18 protein-coding genes are annotated in these 17,981 nt (G+C 67.1%); 13 read left to right on the forward strand and 5 right to left on the reverse strand.

Going from position 1 to position 17,981, the window contains the following annotated elements:
- Nucleotides 1–82 precede the first annotated feature (82 nt).
- The 6 genes from BoBH3_RS22845 (at nucleotide 83) to BoBH3_RS22870 (ending at nucleotide 5,083) form a co-directional block, all read left to right on the forward strand.
- A complete protein-coding gene (locus BoBH3_RS22845) occupies nucleotides 83–328 on the forward strand; it encodes a twin-arginine translocase TatA/TatE family subunit (protein WP_262333165.1) in 246 nt (81 codons plus the stop codon).
- A 125-nt stretch (nucleotides 329–453) separates the two neighbouring features.
- Nucleotides 454–1,104 carry a Sec-independent protein translocase protein TatB gene (gene tatB, locus BoBH3_RS22850; RefSeq protein ID WP_262333166.1) on the forward strand — a complete coding sequence of 217 codons (651 nt, stop codon included), beginning with the start codon at nucleotides 454–456 and terminating at the stop codon, nucleotides 1,102–1,104.
- Complete coding sequence (tatC, locus tag BoBH3_RS22855) at nucleotides 1,101–1,913, forward strand: twin-arginine translocase subunit TatC (RefSeq protein ID WP_262333167.1); 813 nt, start codon at nucleotides 1,101–1,103, stop codon at nucleotides 1,911–1,913. Before tatB ends, tatC begins: the two co-directional genes overlap by 4 nt.
- Nucleotides 1,914–2,114: 201 nt before the next feature.
- The gene (gene serS, locus BoBH3_RS22860) at nucleotides 2,115–3,518 is read left to right on the forward strand and encodes a serine--tRNA ligase (RefSeq protein WP_262333168.1); all 1,404 of its coding nucleotides are present in this window, start codon (nucleotides 2,115–2,117) and stop codon (nucleotides 3,516–3,518) included.
- A 2-nt stretch (nucleotides 3,519–3,520) separates the two neighbouring features.
- Entirely contained in the window at nucleotides 3,521–4,282 is a 762-nt protein-coding gene (surE, locus tag BoBH3_RS22865; protein WP_262333169.1) for a 5'/3'-nucleotidase SurE, read from the forward strand.
- Nucleotides 4,283–4,420: 138 nt separating this feature from the next.
- Nucleotides 4,421–5,083, forward strand: coding sequence for a protein-L-isoaspartate O-methyltransferase family protein (locus BoBH3_RS22870; protein ID WP_262333170.1), 663 nt, complete (start codon nucleotides 4,421–4,423; stop codon nucleotides 5,081–5,083).
- 56 nt (nucleotides 5,084–5,139) lie between these two features.
- Here BoBH3_RS22870 and BoBH3_RS22875 read toward each other — a convergent pair whose 3' ends face one another.
- Nucleotides 5,140–5,451: a hypothetical protein gene (locus BoBH3_RS22875; RefSeq protein WP_262333171.1), complete on the reverse strand. Its 312-nt coding sequence runs from the start codon at nucleotides 5,449–5,451 to the stop codon at nucleotides 5,140–5,142.
- A gap of 126 nt (nucleotides 5,452–5,577) precedes the next feature.
- On the opposite strand from BoBH3_RS22875, the gene BoBH3_RS22880 reads away from it, so the two are divergent.
- Nucleotides 5,578–6,933, forward strand: a complete 1,356-nt coding sequence (locus BoBH3_RS22880; protein WP_262333172.1) for a LysM peptidoglycan-binding domain-containing M23 family metallopeptidase — start codon at nucleotides 5,578–5,580, stop codon at nucleotides 6,931–6,933.
- A gap of 266 nt (nucleotides 6,934–7,199) precedes the next feature.
- On the opposite strand, the gene BoBH3_RS22885 is transcribed toward BoBH3_RS22880, so the two are convergent.
- On the reverse strand, nucleotides 7,200–8,084 hold the full coding sequence (locus tag BoBH3_RS22885) for an ATP-binding protein (RefSeq protein ID WP_262333173.1): 885 nt from the start codon (nucleotides 8,082–8,084) through the stop codon (nucleotides 7,200–7,202).
- A 275-nt stretch (nucleotides 8,085–8,359) separates the two neighbouring features.
- Here BoBH3_RS22885 and yajC point away from each other — a divergent pair, with 275 nt between their 5' ends.
- The 5 genes from yajC (at nucleotide 8,360) to BoBH3_RS22910 (ending at nucleotide 12,733) form a co-directional block, all read left to right on the forward strand.
- Nucleotides 8,360–8,686 carry a preprotein translocase subunit YajC gene (gene yajC / locus BoBH3_RS22890; RefSeq protein WP_262333174.1) on the forward strand — a complete coding sequence of 109 codons (327 nt, stop codon included), beginning with the start codon at nucleotides 8,360–8,362 and terminating at the stop codon, nucleotides 8,684–8,686.
- Nucleotides 8,687–8,749: 63 nt separating this feature from the next.
- A complete protein-coding gene (gene secD / locus BoBH3_RS22895) occupies nucleotides 8,750–10,360 on the forward strand; it encodes a protein translocase subunit SecD (protein ID WP_262333175.1) in 1,611 nt (536 codons plus the stop codon).
- Between the two features lie 33 nt (nucleotides 10,361–10,393).
- Nucleotides 10,394–11,350: a protein translocase subunit SecF gene (secF, locus tag BoBH3_RS22900; protein ID WP_262333271.1), complete on the forward strand. Its 957-nt coding sequence runs from the start codon at nucleotides 10,394–10,396 to the stop codon at nucleotides 11,348–11,350.
- A gap of 14 nt (nucleotides 11,351–11,364) precedes the next feature.
- On the forward strand, nucleotides 11,365–11,742 hold the full coding sequence (locus BoBH3_RS22905) for an Mth938-like domain-containing protein (protein WP_262333176.1): 378 nt from the start codon (nucleotides 11,365–11,367) through the stop codon (nucleotides 11,740–11,742).
- 103 nt (nucleotides 11,743–11,845) lie between these two features.
- Nucleotides 11,846–12,733, forward strand: coding sequence for a phytoene/squalene synthase family protein (locus BoBH3_RS22910; protein WP_262333272.1), 888 nt, complete (start codon nucleotides 11,846–11,848; stop codon nucleotides 12,731–12,733).
- Nucleotides 12,734–12,736: 3 nt separating this feature from the next.
- On the opposite strand, the gene trmFO is transcribed toward BoBH3_RS22910, so the two are convergent.
- Entirely contained in the window at nucleotides 12,737–14,143 is a 1,407-nt protein-coding gene (trmFO, locus tag BoBH3_RS22915) for a methylenetetrahydrofolate--tRNA-(uracil(54)-C(5))-methyltransferase (FADH(2)-oxidizing) TrmFO (RefSeq protein ID WP_262333177.1), read from the reverse strand.
- A gap of 194 nt (nucleotides 14,144–14,337) precedes the next feature.
- The gene (locus tag BoBH3_RS22920) at nucleotides 14,338–14,490 is read right to left on the reverse strand and encodes a DUF1127 domain-containing protein (RefSeq protein ID WP_262333178.1); all 153 of its coding nucleotides are present in this window, start codon (nucleotides 14,488–14,490) and stop codon (nucleotides 14,338–14,340) included.
- A 533-nt stretch (nucleotides 14,491–15,023) separates the two neighbouring features.
- Here BoBH3_RS22920 and BoBH3_RS22925 point away from each other — a divergent pair.
- A complete protein-coding gene (locus BoBH3_RS22925) occupies nucleotides 15,024–15,359 on the forward strand; it encodes a hypothetical protein (RefSeq protein ID WP_262333179.1) in 336 nt (111 codons plus the stop codon).
- Between the two features lie 215 nt (nucleotides 15,360–15,574).
- Here the strand turns inward: BoBH3_RS22925 and BoBH3_RS22930 are convergent, their stop codons facing one another.
- Nucleotides 15,575–17,905: a heavy metal translocating P-type ATPase gene (locus BoBH3_RS22930; protein WP_262333180.1), complete on the reverse strand. Its 2,331-nt coding sequence runs from the start codon at nucleotides 17,903–17,905 to the stop codon at nucleotides 15,575–15,577.
- Between the last annotated feature and the right edge of the window lie 76 nt (nucleotides 17,906–17,981).

Below are 17,981 nucleotides of genomic sequence, written 5' to 3' on the forward strand. Positions count from 1 at the left end.
GTTCCGCCGCCGAGTGATCGACCGGGTAGGGATCGGGTTGGGAATTTTCCCCCCGGTTGAGGCAATTTCGGAGGAGTTCGCCATGGGTGGCGTGAGCATTTGGCACTGGATCGTCGTCGGCGTCATCGTGATGCTGCTGTTTGGGCGCGGCAAGGTGTCCGAGCTGATGGGCGATGTCGCCAAGGGCATCAAATCGTTCAAGAAGGGCATGGCCGAGGACGAGGAGTCCGCGCCGAGCGCCAGCACCGTCGATCCCAAGGTGATCGACCATACGCAGGCCGCCAACACGGCTGCCCAGGCTCAGGCCAAGGCCGAGAACAAGGCCTGAAGCCCGGCGCGTGAACCGCGCCGCTCCGAGCATGCCCCGCATGCTCGGGACTTTGATTTTGCGCGAATTCCTGTCGTTCGGCTGAAGCAGCAGAGCGACAGGCGCGCTAAGAGGACAAGCCGTCGATGTTCGACATCGCCTGGAGCGAAATGGTGCTGATCGGGGCGGTCGCGCTTGTCGTGATCGGCCCCAAGGACCTGCCCAAAGCCCTGCGCACGATCGGTCAGGCGATCGGCAAGGTCCGGCGCATGGCGTCGGAGTTCCAGGGGCAGTTCAACGAGGCGATGCGCGAAGCCGAACTCGCCGACCTGAAGAAGCAGGTCGAGGATGTCGGCGGCTCGGTGTCGAGCGCGCTCAACAACGACTTCAAGCCGATCGATCCGATCAAGGAGTTCGAGGCTCCGAAGTCGGAAGACGCTGCCAAGACCGAGGCGGCGATGAAGGAGGCCGAGGCCAAGCTCGCCGCGCTGCCGCTTCCGGAACCGCTGCCGCCGGTCGCGATCGGCACCGAGGCTGCCAAGCCCGCCGAGAAGCCGAAGCGCGCCCGCAAGGCCAAGGCGGAAGAGGCGGTTCCCGCCGTCGAGGCTGCTGCTGTGCCTGCGCCGGTCGAGGCGCCCGCTCCAGCCAAGCCTGTGCGCACTCGCGCGGCGAAGACAGCCAAGGCGCCTGTTGAGGCAAAACCTGTCGTGGAAGCCGCCAAGCCTGCCCGCAAGCGCAAGCAGGCCGCCGCCAAGACCGCTGGCGCCAAGACTGCGGGCGAGGAGACTTCGGCATGAGCGTCGCCAATCCTCGCGAGGGCGAGGACGACATCGAGGCCTCGCGCGCGCCGCTGATGGAGCATCTGGTTGAGCTGCGCTCGCGCCTGATCAAGTCGCTGATCGCCTTCCTCGTCATGTTCTTCATCTGCTTCGCGCTGGCCAAGCAGATCTACAACATCCTCGTGCAGCCCTATCTCTGGGCGGCAGGGCCGGGCGCCAATGTCCAGCTCATCTATACGGCGCCGCTCGAATACCTCTTCACCCAGATCAAGATCGCGGCCTTCGGCGCCGGCTTCCTCGCCTTTCCGGTGATCGCGACACAGATCTACAAATTCGTCGCCCCGGGCCTCTACAAGAACGAGAAGCAGGCCTTCGCGCCCTATCTGGTGGCGACGCCGGTATTCTTCCTGCTGGGCGCGGCGATGGTGTTCTTCTTCGCCATGCCGGTGCTGATGCAGTTCTCCATCGGCATGCAGCAGGAGGCGACCGACGGCCAGGCCGGCATCGCGCTCCTGCCCAAGGTCAGTGAGTATCTCGCGCTGATCATGACGCTGATCTTCGCCTTCGGTATCGCCTTCCAGCTGCCGGTGATCCTGACCCTGCTCGGGCAGGCGGGGATCATCGATTCGCAGTTCCTGAAGGACAAGCGCCGCTACGCGATCGTCTTCGTCTTCGTGGTCGCCGCGGTGCTGACCCCGCCGGACGTGATCTCGCAGCTCATGCTCGCCGTGCCGATGCTGATTCTCTACGAGCTGTCGATCTTCTCCGTGCGTCGTGTCGAGAAGAAGAGCGAGGCTGCGAAGGCGGCGGAAGAGGCTGCGGAGTAAGGCGTTTCCGCCTTCCGGCGTCATTGCGAGGAGCTTGAGCGACGAAGCAATCCAGGGGCGGCCGTGCTCTACGATGCTGGATTGCTTCGCTGCGCTCGCAATGACGTGGAGCTCCGCCGTCAGGAACCCTGTTCCCTCCCGCGCGATCCCGGTCTAGAGCATGCTGCGCTGCATTCCGCAGCGATGCATGGCCAGACGACGATGTACGACATCAGATGGATTCGCGAGAACGCCGCGGCGTTCGACAAGGGCTTGGCGCGACGGGGGCTGGAGCCGCTGTCGTCGTCGCTGCTCGCGCTCGACGATACCCGCCGTTCCGCCATCGCCAAGGCCCAGGCTACGCAGGAGCGCCGCAATGCCCTCTCCAAGGAGATCGGCAAGGCGATGGGCGCCAAGGACGTCGCTCTCGCCGAGAAGCTCAAGGCCGAGGTCGCGGCGCTGAAGGAAGAGCAGCCGGCGCTGGAGGCGCAGGAGAAGGCCGCCAAGGACGCGCTCGACGAGACGCTGGCTGCTATTCCGAATGTGCCCTTCGACGACGTGCCGGACGGCGCCGACGAGCACGGCAACGTGCTGCTGCATGCCCATGGCGCGAAGCCGGATGAGCGTGGGCTGCTCAAGGGCGTCAACGATCCCAAGCAGCATTTCGAGCTGGGCGAAGCGCTCGGGCAGATGGATTTCGAGAAGGCCGCGAAGCTCTCGGGCGCGCGCTTCGTCGTGCTGGAGAAGCAGATCGCGCGGCTCTCGCGGGCGCTCGGGCAGTTCATGCTCGACACCCACACCGAGGAGCACGGCTATACCGAGGTGATGCCTCCGCTGATCGTGAACCGCGACGTGATGTACGGCACGGCACAACTGCCCAAGTTTGAAGACGATCAGTTCTGGGCTTTGTCCGGGGACTTTTTCGAGCATGGAAGTTTAGCCGAACTGTTTATTTCGGGCGACTTGAGCGCGGGCGACACCGCGAGGCTGGTTCGAGAATCGCTTCTGAAGAATGCGAAGGGGCTCATCCCCACAGCCGAGGTGCCGCTGACCAACCTCGCGCGGGAATCCATCCTCTCGGAGGAAGAGCTGCCGCTGCGATATTCCGCGCTCACGCCCTGCTTCCGGGCGGAAGCGGGCTCGGCCGGGCGCGATACGCGTGGCATGCTGCGGCAGCACCAGTTCGAGAAGGTCGAGCTCGTCTCGATCACCGCGCCGGAAAAGTCCCGCGAGGAGCATGAGCGCATGCTCGCCTGCGCCGAGAACGTGCTGAAGAAGCTCGACCTGCATTATCGCGTGATGACGCTGTGCACCGGCGACATGGGCTTCGCCTCGCAGAAGACCTGGGACATCGAGGTCTGGCTGCCGGGGCAGAAGACCTATCGCGAGATCTCGTCCTGCTCGGTCTGCGGCGATTTCCAGGCGCGGCGCATGAACGCCCGCTACAAGACCAAGGACGGCAAGGGGCCGTTCTTCGTCCATACGCTCAACGGCTCGGGCACGGCGGTGGGCCGGGCGCTGATCGCGGTGATGGAGAACTACCAGAACGCCGACGGCTCGATCACGGTGCCGGAGGTGCTGGTGCCGTATATGCGCGGCGTGACCAAGATCGAGAAGGCGGCCTGAGCATGCGGATCCTCGTGACGAATGACGACGGCATCCACGCCGAGGGGCTGTCGGTGCTGGAGCGGATCGCGCTCCAGCTCTCGGACGATGTCTGGGTCGTGGCGCCGGAAAGCGACCAGTCGGGCGTGGCGCATTCGCTGTCGCTGTCGAACCCGCTGCGCCTGCGCCAGATCAGCGAGAAGCGCTTCGCCGTCGCCGGCACGCCGACCGACTGCGTCATCATGGCGGTCCGCTCGATCCTGGCGGAGGCGAAGCCCGACCTCGTGCTCTCCGGCGTCAATCGCGGCCAGAACGTCGCGGAGGACGTGACCTATTCCGGCACCATCGCCGCGGCGATGGAAGGCACGCTGCTCGGCATTCCCTCGATCGCCGTCAGCCAGGCCTATATGCCCGGCAACCGCGACCAGGTCCGCTGGGACTGCGCCGAGCACCATGCGCCCGGCATCATCCGCCGGCTGCTGGAGGAGGGCATTCCCGAGGGCGTGCTCTTCAACCTCAACTTCCCCAATGCGGGCCCCAGCGAGGTGCAGGGCGTCTCGGTGACGGTGCAGGGCCGGCGCGACCAGGAGCTGGTGAGGCTTGAGCCGCGCAAGGACGGACGCGGCAACCCGTATTACTGGATCGCCTTCCAGCGCAGCGGCAAGGAGCCGGCCAACGGCACCGACCTGCGGGCCATGGCCGAGAACCGCATCTCGATCACGCCGCTCGAGCTCGACCTGACCCATGAGCCGACACTGACGCGCTTCGCGCGGGTCTTCGCGTGACGAGGCGCCGCTCGCTTCGTGATGGTCGGGCTTGCCTCGACCATCCACGTCTTCCCTCGTCGAGGGCGGTGTTCAAGGCGTGGATGCTCGCCACAAGGGCGAGCATGACGGCGGTGCGATGAACGGCTGCCGGGCAGCATGAGCGAAGAGGCGCCTGCCAGCGAGGGCGAGCGCACCGTCGCCTTCCTGCTGTCGCTGCGGGCTCGCGGCGTGCGCGACCTCGCGCTGCTGCGCGCCATGGAGCGGGTGCCGCGGGACCGTTTCGCCCCCGCCCGCTTCGCCGATCTCGCGCGCGAGGACGTCTCGGTGCCGCTGCCCTGCGGCCAGACCATGACCGCGCCGCACACCGTGGCCAACCTGCTCGGCGCCCTCGACATGCAGATCGGCGCGCGCGTCCTCGAGGTCGGGACCGGTTCCGGCTATGTCTCGGCGCTGCTTGCGGCCCTGGGCGGGGAGGTGGTCTCGCTGGAGCGCTACCGCTCGTTGGCGCTGGCGGCGCATGAGCGGGTCAGCGCCAGCGGCTTCGGCGAAGCGATCGACCTGCGCCATGCCGATGGCTTCCAGCCCGACCGCACGCTCGGGCGCTTCGACCGCATCCTCGTCAATGGCGTCACCCATGCCGTGCCGGAGGCGTTGCTGATGCGGCTGGCGCCGGGCGGGCGGTTGGTCGGGGCGCTGAGGGTCGAGGGCATGGCGCGGCGCGTCGTGGTCACGCGGCTGGACGAGGGGCAGTTCGACCACACCACGGGGCCCGCGCTGCGGCTGCCGCCGCTGGTGCCGGGCATCTCGCGTGCGCTCTAGAGCCGGATCCGATCCGGTTGAAACAACCTGATCGGATCCGGCTCTAGACGATCGCTCTAGCGTCGCAGGATCACCGACCCATCGATGCCCTCGCCGGTGAGGTGCAACTCGTCGCGTTCGAACAGGCCGATATAGCGCCGGTTGCCGATGTCGAAGACGACCATCTGCCCGGCGATGTTGCGCAGCCGCAATGGGTCGCGCTGGAATGGCTTATGCGGCTCGACATTGCCCAGCATGCGCTCGGTGTCGATCAGGACGAAGCGATCGTCGCCCCGCCAGGTGCCCTGCATGAGCTTCAGCACCGGCTCGGCCGAAGAGGCCGGGCTTGCGAGCGCGATCAGGATCGCTGCTGAGGTGAAAAGGCGCATTCCCAAAGGTTAGCTTTCACTCCGCCCCGCGCCAAGAGCGGAAACTCGGGCGGCTTTACCGATAATTAAGCTCAACGGGATTTTAATGACGGTCATCGAGTTGCGTCGTTCGCGAGTGCTCAGTTCATGCATCGTCAAGCCGGATCGTTCCATTCCCGCGCCCTTCGCCGTCTGTCGACGGTGTGCCTGCTTGCTATCGGTGTCAGCGCCTGCTCCTCCGATACGCTGCGCTTCACCGACACACCCTTCGACAATCCTTTCAGGACGGCCCAGTCGACCGCTCCGGCGCGTGACCCGGCGACCACCGGCTCGATCGGCGGCGTGGCCAGTGCGCCGCTGCAGCCGGTTCCGTCCGCGCCCGTCGTCCGTGCGCAGCCCCTGCCGCCGCCGCAATCTGCAGTCGCGCTGAGCACGCCTGCGCCGCAGGCCGTTCCCGGCAACGCTTCCGGCTGGTCAGCCCAAGGTGGCACGCCTGTCGTGGTCGCTCAGGGCGAAAGCCTCGACATGATCTCGTCACGCTACGGCGTGCCGCGCGCGGCGATCATTTCCGCCAACGGCCTGAGCAACCCCAATGTGGCGCCCGGCTCGCGCATCGTCATTCCTGTCTACAACGCCGGCGGCGCCGCAGCGCAGGCTCCTGCCCGCGCCGAGACGCAGCGCTTCGTCGCTGGTGCGGCTCCTGCCCGCCAGGCCGCGCCAGTCGCCGAGGTGAAGTCGAAGGCGCAGGCCGCTGCCGATTCCCGCAAGGCCGCCGCCGAGGCCAGGGCCACCGCCGCTGCGGAAGCCAAGGCCAAAGTCGATGCGGACGCCCAGGCGATGCGCGAATCCCGCGCCCGTTTCGCCGCCGAAGCCAAGGCGAAGGCCGATGCCCGCAAGGCGAGCGCCGCCGCTGCTCCCGCTGCCAAGCCCGTCGCCGAAGCAAAGCCCGCCCCGGCCCAGCAGCCCGTGAGGGTTGCCGCCGCTCCTGCGACACAGCCGGCGAAGTCGACCGTGGTCGCGAGCGCGCCGGCCGTCGAGCCGAAGCCGGTCGCGGCTCAGAAGGCCGCGCCTGCGGCCGAGCCCAAGACCACCGCCAGCCTTCCGAAGCAGGAAGAGGAGGCGGCCGCTTCGTCCGAGAAGGCCGATTTCCGCTGGCCCGCCCGCGGCCGCGTTATCTCCGGCTACAGCAAGGGCGGCAATGAGGGCATCAACATCGCGGTTCCCGAAGGCACGCCGGTCAAGGCGGCCGAGGGCGGCACCGTCGCCTATGCCGGCAGCGAGCTCAAAGGCTACGGCAACCTCGTCCTGATCCGCCATCCCAACGGATATGTCTCGGCTTACGCCCATAATGGCGAGCTCAAGGTGAAGCGCGGCGACACGGTCAAGCGCGGCCAGGTGGTGGCGAATTCCGGCCAGACCGGCAATGTCGCCTCGCCGCAGCTGCATTTCGAACTGCGCAAGGGCTCGACCCCGGTCGACCCGACGCCTTATCTCAACAACTGATCCGCCGAGCGGCGGCAAGAGTTCCCAAGTTCCAGTTTCGGCCGGTTCGCGAGACCCTCCTGGCCGGAAACGGAAACGGGGCGACCCTAGGAAGGGTCGCCCCGTTTTTTTGTTTGGGAACGTCGTTCTGCTCGGGCGGGTCTTACCGCGTCATGGTCGGGCTTGTCCCGACCATCCACGTCTTCGCCGGTCGAATGTCGTGTTCAGGGCGCGGATGTTCGCCACAAGGGCGAGCATGACGGCGAGGTTGTGAGACCCTTAGAGCCTCACCCCTCCAGCTTCTTCCCCATGCGGCCGGCGAGGTCCTGGATGTATTGCCAGGCCGTGCGGCCGGAGCGGGAGCCGCGGGTCGTCGCCCATTCCAGTGCGTCGCGGCGCAGCTCTTCGGGCTCCACCTTCAGGCCGAAATGGCCGACATAGCCGTCGATCATCTCCAGATATTCGTCCTGGCTGCATTTGTGGAAGCCGAGCCAGAGGCCGAAGCGGTCCGAGAGCGAGACCTTCTCCTCGATCGCCTCGCCCGGATTGATCGAGGTCGAGCGCTCGTTGTCCATCATGTCGCGCGGCAGCAGGTGGCGGCGATTCGAGGTGGCGTAGAACACGACATTGTCCGGCCGGCCCTCGACGCCGCCGTCGAGCACGGCCTTCAGCGATTTGTAGGACGTGTCGTCGCTGTCGAAGGAGAGGTCGTCGCAGAAGACGATGGCGCGATGCGGATCGGCGCGCAGCTGCCCCATCAGCGCGGGCAGGCTCTCGATGTCCTCGCGATGGATCTCGATCAGCTTCAGCGGCAATTCGCCCTTGGGCAGTTGCTGGTTGGTGTCGGCATGGACGGCCTTGACCAGCGACGATTTGCCCATGCCGCGCGCGCCCCAGAGCAGTACGTTGTTGGCTGGCAGGCCCTTGGCGAAGCGCTCGGTGTTCTCGGCCAGCGTGTCGCGGACCCGGTCGACGCCGCGCAGCAGCGAGAGCGCCACGCGATTGACCTTCGGCACCGGAACGAGCTCCGAGCCCGCCGCCTGCCAGACGAAGGCGTCGGCGGCCTTGAGGTCGGCGGCCCTGCGCGGCGGGGGCGCGATGCGCTCCAGCGCTTCGGCGATCCGCAGCAGGGTCGCGAGGGTGTGGTCCGGGCCGGTTTCGGTGGTGGTCATGGCAAGCGCCTTGCTCGTAATCTTTCCGGAACCGTGCCGTACCGAACGGTACGGTTCGCGCCGCTACCTAAACCGCGTCGTGGGAGAAAGCGCAAGGGGCATTGCGTGAAGGACGCCAAGCCCATAGGTGAGGGCGGTATCCGGACGACCGGATGCGTCCGATTGATTTCGCGGCGTTGCTGGCTATAGTCCGCGCGATTTTCCGGCCAGCATATGCTTTTGCCGTTTCATGCGGCAGGCGGCGTGCTGCGCCGCTGCGATAGAGGAGTCCTTTCGTGATAACCCCCGCTTTCGCCCAGGCGACCGGAGCCGGTGGCGGCACCGACATGCTGATCCAGCTCGTGCCGTTCCTGCTGATCTTCGTCATCATGTGGTTCCTGATCATCCGGCCGCAGCAGCGCCGGGCCAAGACCCATCAGGAGATGATCAAGAACGTGCGCCGCGGCGACACGATCGTGACCTCGGGCGGGCTGATCGCAAAGGTCTCGAAGGTCGTCGACGACGCCGAACTCGAAGCCGAGATCGCCGACGGCGTGCGCGTGCGGATCGTGCGCGGCATGATCCAGGACGTCCGCTCCAAGAGCGAGCCGGTCAAGAACTAAGAAGGCGGCGGCCCTCAGGCCCCCATGCGGGCCCGAGGGCGACAACAAGGCTGTTCACGCAAGATGCTTCGTCTCCAGGCCCGCAAGGTCATCCTCGTCCTGCTCGTGCTCATCGTCGGCTGCGGGCTCGCCGTGCCGAACCTGTTCTCGGCGGAGACGCGCAAGGCTATCGAGCAGAACGCACCCTCCTGGATTCCGCGCGCCTTCCTGCCGATCCATGCGGTGGTGCTGGGGCTCGATCTGCAGGGCGGGTCCCACGTCCTGCTCGAAATCGACCGTGCCGAGCTGGTGCGCGGCCAGGTCGTCCAGCTTCGCGACGACGTGCGCCGTATCCTGCGCGAGGAGAACGCCACGCCGCAGGGCGGCATCCAGACCACGGCGCGCGGTGTGCAGGTCCGCATTCCCGATGCGGCCGGGCGTGCGCGCGTCCTGCCGAAGCTGCGTGAGCTCTCCCAGCCGATCGGCACGCTCGGCGCCTTCGGCCCCTCGGGCAACCAGTCGATCAACGTCACTGAGCAGCCGGACGGGCTCATCCAGCTCGCGGTGACGGAGGCCGGCTCGAACGAGCGCATCCGCCGCGCCGTCGAGCAGGCGATGGAGGTGCTGCGCCGCCGCGTCGACGCACTCGGCACCACCGAGCCGAACATCCAGCGCCAGGGCCTCGACCGCATCCTGGTGCAGGTGCCGGGCCTGCAGAATCCGCAGCTCCTGAAGGATATCCTGGGGCAGACCGCGAAGCTGGAGTTCCGCCTCGTCGGCGACGCCAACAGCAGCGATGTCGATATGCTGCCCTCGCAGGATGCCGGCGGCCAGCCGGTGCCGGTGCTGCGCCAGCCCTCGGTCGATGGCGGCGACCTGATCGACGCGCAGCCGGCCTTCGATTCGCGCACGAGCCAGCCGATCGTGAACTTCCGTTTCAATATCCGCGGCGCCCAGCGCTTCGGACAGATCACCACGGAGCATCTCGGCCGGCCGCTCGCCATCGTGCTCGACAACAAGGTGATCTCCTCGCCCGTCATCCAGTCGCCGATCACCGGCGGCTCGGGCCAGATCTCCGGCAACTTCACGGTCGAGCAGGTCAACAATCTTGCCATCCTGCTGCGCGCCGGCGCATTGCCGGCCAAGATGACCATCGTCGAGGAGCGCACGGTCGGCCCCGGCCTCGGCGCCGACTCGATCCAGGCGGGCAAGATGGCGACGCTGATCGCGACCGTGCTGGTGGTTATCTACATGCTGGCCACCTATGGCATCTTCGGCATGATCGCGAGCATCGCGCTCCTAGTCCATGTCGGCCTGATCTTTGGCCTGATGTCCTTCCTCGGCGCGACGATGACGCTGCCCGGTATCGCCGGCATCGTGCTGACCATCGGCACGGCGGTCGATTCGAACGTGCTGATCTACGAGCGCATGCGCGAGGAGGAGCATCAGGGGCGCAGCCTCGTCTCGGCGCTCGAGGCCGGCTTCCAGCGCGCCTTCGCGACGATCATCGACTCGAACGTGACCATGCTGATCGCGGCGGTGGCGCTGTTCTCGCTCGGCTCCGGCCCGGTGCGCGGCTTCGCGGTGGTCTTCATCCTCGGCATCCTCACCACCGTCATCACGGCGGTGACGCTGACCCGGATGCTGATCGCGCTCTGGTATCGCTGGGCCAAGCCCAAGCATCTCCCGTTCTGACGCTGCCAACCCCTCAGGAGATTGGCCATGCGCATGCGCCTGCTTCGTATCGTTCCCGACAACACCAAGTTCAAATTCGTCTGGTTCCGCCGGTTCAGCTATCCGATCTCGGCGGCCTACTCGATCCTGGTTCTCGTCCTCTTCCTGACGGTCGGCCTGAATTTCGGCATCGACTTCAAGGGCGGCACCCTGATCGAGATGCAGTCCAAGGGCGGCACGATCGACATCGCGCAGATCCGCCAGACCGCAAACGGGCTCGGCTTCGGCGAGGCCGAGGTCCAGGAGTTCGGCAGCGGCGGCGAGGTCTCGATGCGCTTCGGCATGCAGCCGGGCGGCGAGACGGCCCAGCAGGCCGTCGTCGTCAAGGCGCGCGATGCCTTTGCAGCGACCTATGATTTCCGGCGTGTCGAGACGGTCGGCCCGCGCGTCTCGGGCGAGCTGGTGCAGGCCGGCACGCTCGGCGTCGTGCTCGCGATCGTGGGCGTGCTGATCTATCTCTGGTTCCGCTTCGAGATGCCGCTGGCGATCGGCGCGATCCTCGGCACGCTGCACGACATCGTGCTGACCATCGGCTTCTTCCTGATCACCCAGCTCGAATTCAACCTGACGTCGATCGCGGCGATCCTGACCATCGTCGGCTATTCGCTGAACGAGACGGTCGTGGTGTTCGACCGCACGCGCGAGCTGTTGCGCCGCTACAAGACCATGCCGGTCGCCGAGCTGCTCGATCTCTCGGTGAACTCGACGCTGTCGCGCACGGCGATGACGGCGACGACGACCTTCCTGTCGCTGCTGGCGCTCGTGCTATTCGGCGGCACGGCCATCGAAGGCTTCGCGCTCGTCATGCTGTTCGGCGTCGTGGTCTGCACCTATTCGGCGATGTTCGTCTCGACGCCGGTGCTGCTCTACATGGACGTCCGCTCGGCCGGCGCCCGCGAGGAGGCGCAGGAAGCGGCGCGTGCCGCCAAGGCTCCTGCCACCAAGGCCTGAGGGGCAGGCCCGGGATGCCGCGCTTCGACGGCTTCGTTCCGGGCCGCTTCTTGCTCGACGCGATCGGGGCGGGGGGCTTCCGCTTCGCCGAGATGAGCCACAAGGGTTCGATCATCGCGACGCCAGCGGGCATCCGCATCTGGCCGGTGACGCGCTTCTCCGAGATCACCGTCGAGAGCCTGCAGCCGGTGCTGGACGAGGCGGAGAGCATCGATTTCCTGCTGATCGGCACCGGAGCCGACATCGCCTTCGTTCCGCCTGCGCTGCGCGACCCGCTGAGAGAGGCGGGAATCACCGTGGAAGGCATGGCAACCGGCGCGGCGGCCCGGACCTATAACGTCCTCGTCGCCGAGGACCGGCGCGTGGCGGCGGCGCTGATCGCCATCGAATGAGGCGAAGGCCTGTCGCCCCTGTGAGACGCGCGTAGCAGCCGCGCCGCTCTTGGCCTACACTGATGAGAAGCAGAGCCGGGCGATGATGGGCCGGGACGGAACGATGCCCCATACCGAGACCGACAACCGCAGGGAGATCGCGCCGGCAAGGTTGCCGGAGGCCTATCTCCATTGCGCCACGCTGATCCGCGATCAGGACCACGACCGCTATATCGCGACGCTCTACGCGCCCGAGGCGCTCCGGCCGCCGCTCTTCGCGCTCTATGCCTTCAGCCACGAGATTGCGCGCGTCAGGGCCGTCGTCAGCGAGCCGCTGCCCGGTGAGGTGCGGCTGCAATGGTGGCGCGACCTGCTCGAAGGCCAGCCGCCCGGAGAGGCGCAGGCCCATCCGGTGGCGGCTGCGCTGCTCGACACGATCCGGCGCTACCGGCTGCCGGTCTCACCGCTGACCGCCTTGATCGATGCGCGCATCTTCGATCTCTACGACGACCCGATGCCTTCGCTCCGGGACCTCGAAGGCTATGCCGGCGAGACCTCGAGCGCGCTGATCCGGCTGGCCTGCCTCGTGCTGGCGGGAGGCCGCGATCCGGGCGGGGCCGTCGCCTGCGGCCATGCCGGCGTCGCCTATGCCTATGCCGGGCTGATGCGCGCCTTTCCCTGGCATGCGGCCGAGGGGCAGGTCTATCTGCCGGCCGATATCCTCTCGCGCAACGGCGTGACGCGGGACGACATCGTGCGCGGGCGCGGCGGGCCGGGCGTGCTCTATACGTTGAAGGAAATGCGCGAGATCACGCGCAAGCATCTGAAGCAGCTCGCGAGCCTCTCCGAGACGATTCCGCCGGCGCTGCAAGCCGCTTTCCTGCCGGTCGCGCTGGTCGAGCCCTATCTGCGCCGCATGGAGGGCAGGGGCTACGACCCCTACCGGACCATCGTCACCCTGCCGGCCTGGCGTCGGCAGTGGATTTTGTGGCGGGCGGCGCGGAAGGCTTAGGGCTCACTCCGCCGCCTCCTTCGCGACGCCGTCGGCCCAGCTATCCATCTCGCTCTTGGCGCGGGCCGTCAGAGCCTGCTTGCGGGCAACGCTCTTGGCCGGGCCTTTCAGGCGCTTGCCGTCGGGGCCGGTGGTCGCAACGCCTTCGATCGGCGGGAACAGCCCGAAATTGATGTTCATCGGCTGGAAGGAGCGGGGACCCTCGTCGATGGTGACGATGTGGCCGCCCGTGATGTGGTTGACCAGCGCGCCCAGCGCCGTCGTGGCGGGCGGCAGGGTAAGCTCGCGGCCCAGTCGCTCGGCGGCGGCCATGCGACCGGCGAGCAGGCCGGTGGCGGCGCTCTCGACATAGCCCTCGCAGCCGGTGATCTGCCCGGCGAAGCGCAGGCGCTGGTCGGCCTTCAGCCTCAGCCGCTCGTCGAGCAGCTTCGGCGAGTTGAGGTAGGTATTGCGGTGGATGCCGCCGAGCCGCGCGAACTCGGCGTTCTGCAAGCCGGGGATCATCCGGAAGATCGCAGCCTGCTCGCCATATTTCAGCTTGGTCTGGAAGCCGGTCATGTTGAAGAGCGTGCCGAGCGCATTGTCCTGGCGAAGCTGGACCACCGCATATGCCTTCACCGTCGGGTTGTGCTTGTTGGTCAGCCCGACCGGCTTCATCGGCCCCCAGCGCAGCGTTTCGCGGCCGCGCTCGGCCATGACCTCGATGGGCAGGCAGCCATCGAAATAGGGCGTGCCTTCCCATTCCTTGAACTCTGTCTTCTCGGCCGCGAGCAGCGCGTCGATGAAGGCTTCATACTGGTCGCGGTCGAGCGGGCAGTTGATGTAGTCCGCCCCGGTGCCGCCCGGCCCCGCCTTGTCGTAGCGGGACTGGAACCAGGCCTGATCCATGTCGACCGAATCGAAATGGACGATGGGGGCAATGGCGTCGAAGAAGGCGAGCGAATCCTCGCCGGTCAGCGATTGCAGGCCCTGCGCCAGCGCCGGCGAGGTCAGCGGGCCGGTGGCGATGACGACATTGTCCCAGTCGCTCGGCGGCAGGCCCGCGATCTCGCCGCGTGCGATGGTGACGAGCGGATGCGATTCGAGCGCCGCGGTGACGGCCTGCGAGAAGCCGTCGCGATCGACGGCGAGCGCGCCGCCCGCCGGGACCTGATGGGCATCGCCCTTGGCCATGATGAGGGAACCGAGTCGGCGCATCTCCCAATGGAGCTGGCCGACTGCGTTGCTCGACGAATCATCCGAGCGGAAGGAATTCGAGCAGACGAGCTCGGCGAGCCCTTCGGTCTTGTGGGCGTCGGTGCCGCGGACGGGGCGCATCTCGTGCAGCACGACCGGGACGCCGGCCTCCGCGATCTGCCAGGCGGCTTCGGAGCCGGCGAGGCCGCCGCCAATGATGTGAACGGGTTCCATCGCTGCGATGTGTCCGCAGCGGGCCGTCAGGTCAAGGGCGGACTCAGCGAATCGCTGGCCCCGGAATGCAAAATGCCCGCCTTGCGGCGGGCATTCGCTCTTCGACCGGAATTCGAGGGGAGGGGATCACGAACCCGGGAGAAACTATGCGGAACGCGACGCGCCCGATGCGCGACGGTTCAGAACCGAGATCTTCAGGCCGCGTGCGAGCGGGCGATGAAGGCGATCTCCGAGCGCGACAGGCCGAGGTCGTCGAGCTCGCGGTCGGTCAGGCGGGACAGCTCGCGAACGGTCTCGCGGTAGCGGAGATAGGCGCGGATCTTGGCCGCAATCATGGTGACGAACATGTTGATCTTCCTTGCGTAATCCGGAGCGGGACGGTGCCCACAGCGAAAATTTCGTTGTGCAGTGCATATAAGTCAGGCGGCGTGCCTCAAACAGTGGCGCCGGATCAGTTCCGTTATGCTGTCGATGCATGACGAGTTAAGATAACCGTCACTTTCGCCGCTTCGCCCTGCGCAGGGGTAACGCTTGTGGGAAAGGCACCTTCAATTTCTGCTTAATTTTACGCCATTGAGTGGGGTGCGAAAGTTTCGTCTCGCAGAATTGCCCATCTGAAAGGCATATTGCGGGTGCTCAGTAGGGAGTTCGGGCTGCCGGTGTGTTTTGCGGCGCACGCTGACATCGGTCGCGCTCGGATTCGGCGGGGCGGAGAGGCCGTGGGCGGGCGATTTTGCCGGGTCGATTCTGCCTAGCAGGCCGCTGGATTCGCCAAAATGACCCGTTTGGGCGCCGTCAGACGATTGAAATATATGATAAAATTTGACCGCTGATCTTGGCTCGCCGCTTGCCTCGTCTTCGCGCGACCAGGAGAATGCCCATGTCGATCGACATTTCGAGCCGGCTGATCAACTTGCCTCTGTCGGTTTCCCTCAAGCCAGGCACGCAGGGCGTGTCATCGGGCGATACCGAGAAGCCCTCCACGGCCAATGCCGGTTCAGCCGAGGCCGAGTTCCTCAAATTCGCGCAGATGACGCCCGAGGAGCGTGTCCAGAAGGCGCTTCTCGACAAGCTGGGCATGACCGAGGAGGAATTCAACAAGCTCGACGCCAAGGCCAAGGCCGACGTGATGTCGAAGATCCGCGACGAGATGCTCGCGCAGATGAAGGCCAAGGGCGAGCAGCGCACGGGCGAACTCGCCGACATCCGGGTGTAGGGTTTACTCAGTTTCCACAAAGCCTCGACGTCATCCCGGACAAGCGGCGAAGCCGCGCCGATCGGGGATCCATCGTAGAGCGCTTAAGTCCTATGATGGATCCCGGCGCTCCGCTTCGCTGCGGCCGGGATGACGGCGTGGTTCCGTGCTCCCTCTGGTCGCTGACTTGGCGCAGGAGGCGGGCGTCTCGGAAGCTCGCTGCCCTCTATCCCGACTCAGTTCTTCCCCGCATTGAAGCGCAGCAGCCGCAGCGCATTGGCGGTGACGATCACGGTCGCGCCCGTATCGGCCAGAATCGCGATCCAGAGGCCGGTGTAGCCCAGCACGCTGGTGACCAGGAACACGGCCTTGAGGCCGAGCGCGATCGCGATGTTCGTGCGGATATTGCCCATCGCCGCCCGTGCCAGACGGATCAGCGCCGCGACATCGCGCACGCGGCTCTTGAGCACTGCGCCGTCCGCCGTTTCCAACGCGACGTCCGTCCCGGAGCCCATGGCGATGCCGACGCCGGCCGCGGCGAGCGCCGGGGCGTCGTTGATGCCGTCACCCACCATCATGACGGAGCCGTTTCCGGCGAAGCCCCGGATCGCGGCGACCTTGTCGTCCGGCATCAACTCGGCGCGGTGCTCCATGCCGAGCGCGCCAGCGATGGCCGCGCCGGTGCGGGCATTGTCTCCGGTCAGCATGACGGAGCGGATGCCCATGGCCTTGAGCTCCGCGACTGCGGCGGCGGCGTCCTCGCGCGGCTCGTCGCGCAGCGCGATCAACCCGGCCACTGTGCCGTCGACCAGCACGGCCGCGACGGTCTTGCCGGCTGCTTCGAGCGCGTCGGCGGCGGCCTGAGCCTTTCCGTCAAACGGCGCCCGGCTCGCCGCATGGCGCGGGGCGCCGACGAAGACGGCCCGGCCCTCGACCCTGCCGGTGACGCCCTGGCCTGCGAGCGCGGCGGCCTCGGCGGCCGGGGCGAAGGTCACGCCGTCTGCGCGCGCGCGTTCCAGCACGGCTTCGGCGAGGGGATGGGCGGAGCCGGCCTCCACCGCAGCGGCGAGCGCCAGCACCGTGCGCTCGTCATGGCCCAGCGCGATGATGTCGGTGACGCGGGGGGCTCCTTGAGTCAGCGTGCCCGTCTTGTCGAAGGCGACGAGGCCGGTCTTCGCGGCGGTCTCGATGACGACGCCGCCCTTCATGAGCAGGCCCTGACGGGCGCCGGCCGACAGGGCGGCTGCGATGGCGGCTGGCACGGAGATCACCAGCGCGCAGGGGCAGCCGATCAGCAGCAGCGCGAGCGCCCGGTAGATCCAGGTGGACCATTCGGCTCCCAGCAGCAGCGGCGGCACCAGCGCGACCAGCAGAGCGAGCCCGACGATGGCCGGCATGTACCAGCGCGAGAAGCGGTCGATGAAGCGCTCTGTCGGCGCGCGGGCCTCCTGCGCCTCCTCGACCAGGCGGATGATGCGGGCGATGGTGTTGTCCTGCGCCGCCTTCTCGACGCGCAGGCGCAGCGCCGCCTCGCGATTGACCGAGCCGGCAAAGACCGGCTCACCGACGCCCTTTGTCTTCGGCACGGATTCGCCGGTCACCGGGCTCTCGTCGATACCGGATGTGCCCTCGACGATCTCGCCATCGGCCGGGATTCGGTCGCCCGGCCGGACCAGCACGATCTGGCCGATCGCCAAGCTCGCGGCATCGACCTGCCGTGTGGTCCCGTTCTCTTCGACGAGAGCGGTCTTCGGCACGAGATCGCCCAGCGCGCGGATCGAGGCACGGGCGCGGTCCGCCGCGACACCCTCCAGCACCTCGCCGACGGCGAAGAGGAAGACGACCAGAGCTGCTTCCTCCGCCGCACCGATGAAGAGCGCGCCGATGGCGGCGATGGTCATCAGCATCTCGATGGTGAAGGGGATGCCGGCGCGCGCCGCCGCGAAAGCCCGCTTCGCGATTGGCGCGACGCCGATCAGGCAGGCGAGGATGAAGGCCCAGTGGCCCGCGACCGGCCAGAGCAGGCTCGCGCCATAGGCGGCGGCAAGCAGCAGGCCGGTTCCGACGACGAGATGGCCCTTGGCGGTCTGGTACCAGCTTACGCCTTCGGGCGTGGCCTCATGGACATGGCCGGGCAGGCCGTGGCCGTGGTCATGGCTCTTCGCGGCAGTCTTGGCCATGGCGGTCGGCTTGGGCGCACCGTGATCGTGGCCGGAATGATCGTGGTCGTGGCCGTGATCATGCTCGTGGCTGTGATCATGCCCGCCGCAGCACGCGTCGCCGTGCTCATGTCCATCGTGCTTGTGTTCTGACTTCTGAGCCTGCTGGGAGGCCAGCGCCGCAGCAGTGTAGCCGAGCCCGACGACGCGCTTCTCGATGGCCTCGCGCGTGGTCTGCGCCTCGTCGAGGGACAGCGTCAGCGTCTCGGACATGACCGACAGCCTGACGTCGCCGACGCCGGGCAGGCGCTCCACCGCGCCGCGAATCTTGGCGGCGCAGCCCGCGCAATCCATGCCGCCGACCTTCCAGGACAGGGTCTTGGTCTCGGTTTCCGGGTGCGCGGTCATAGTGTGTCCTTCGTCGCGTGGCGCTACGGGACTCTGCTTCTACAAGCTGTAGTGACTTCAGGTTCAAGAGGGAAAA

It is taken from the genome of Allobosea sp. BH3, assembly GCF_025499465.1.
GTDB lineage: Bacteria > Pseudomonadota > Alphaproteobacteria > Rhizobiales > Beijerinckiaceae > Allobosea.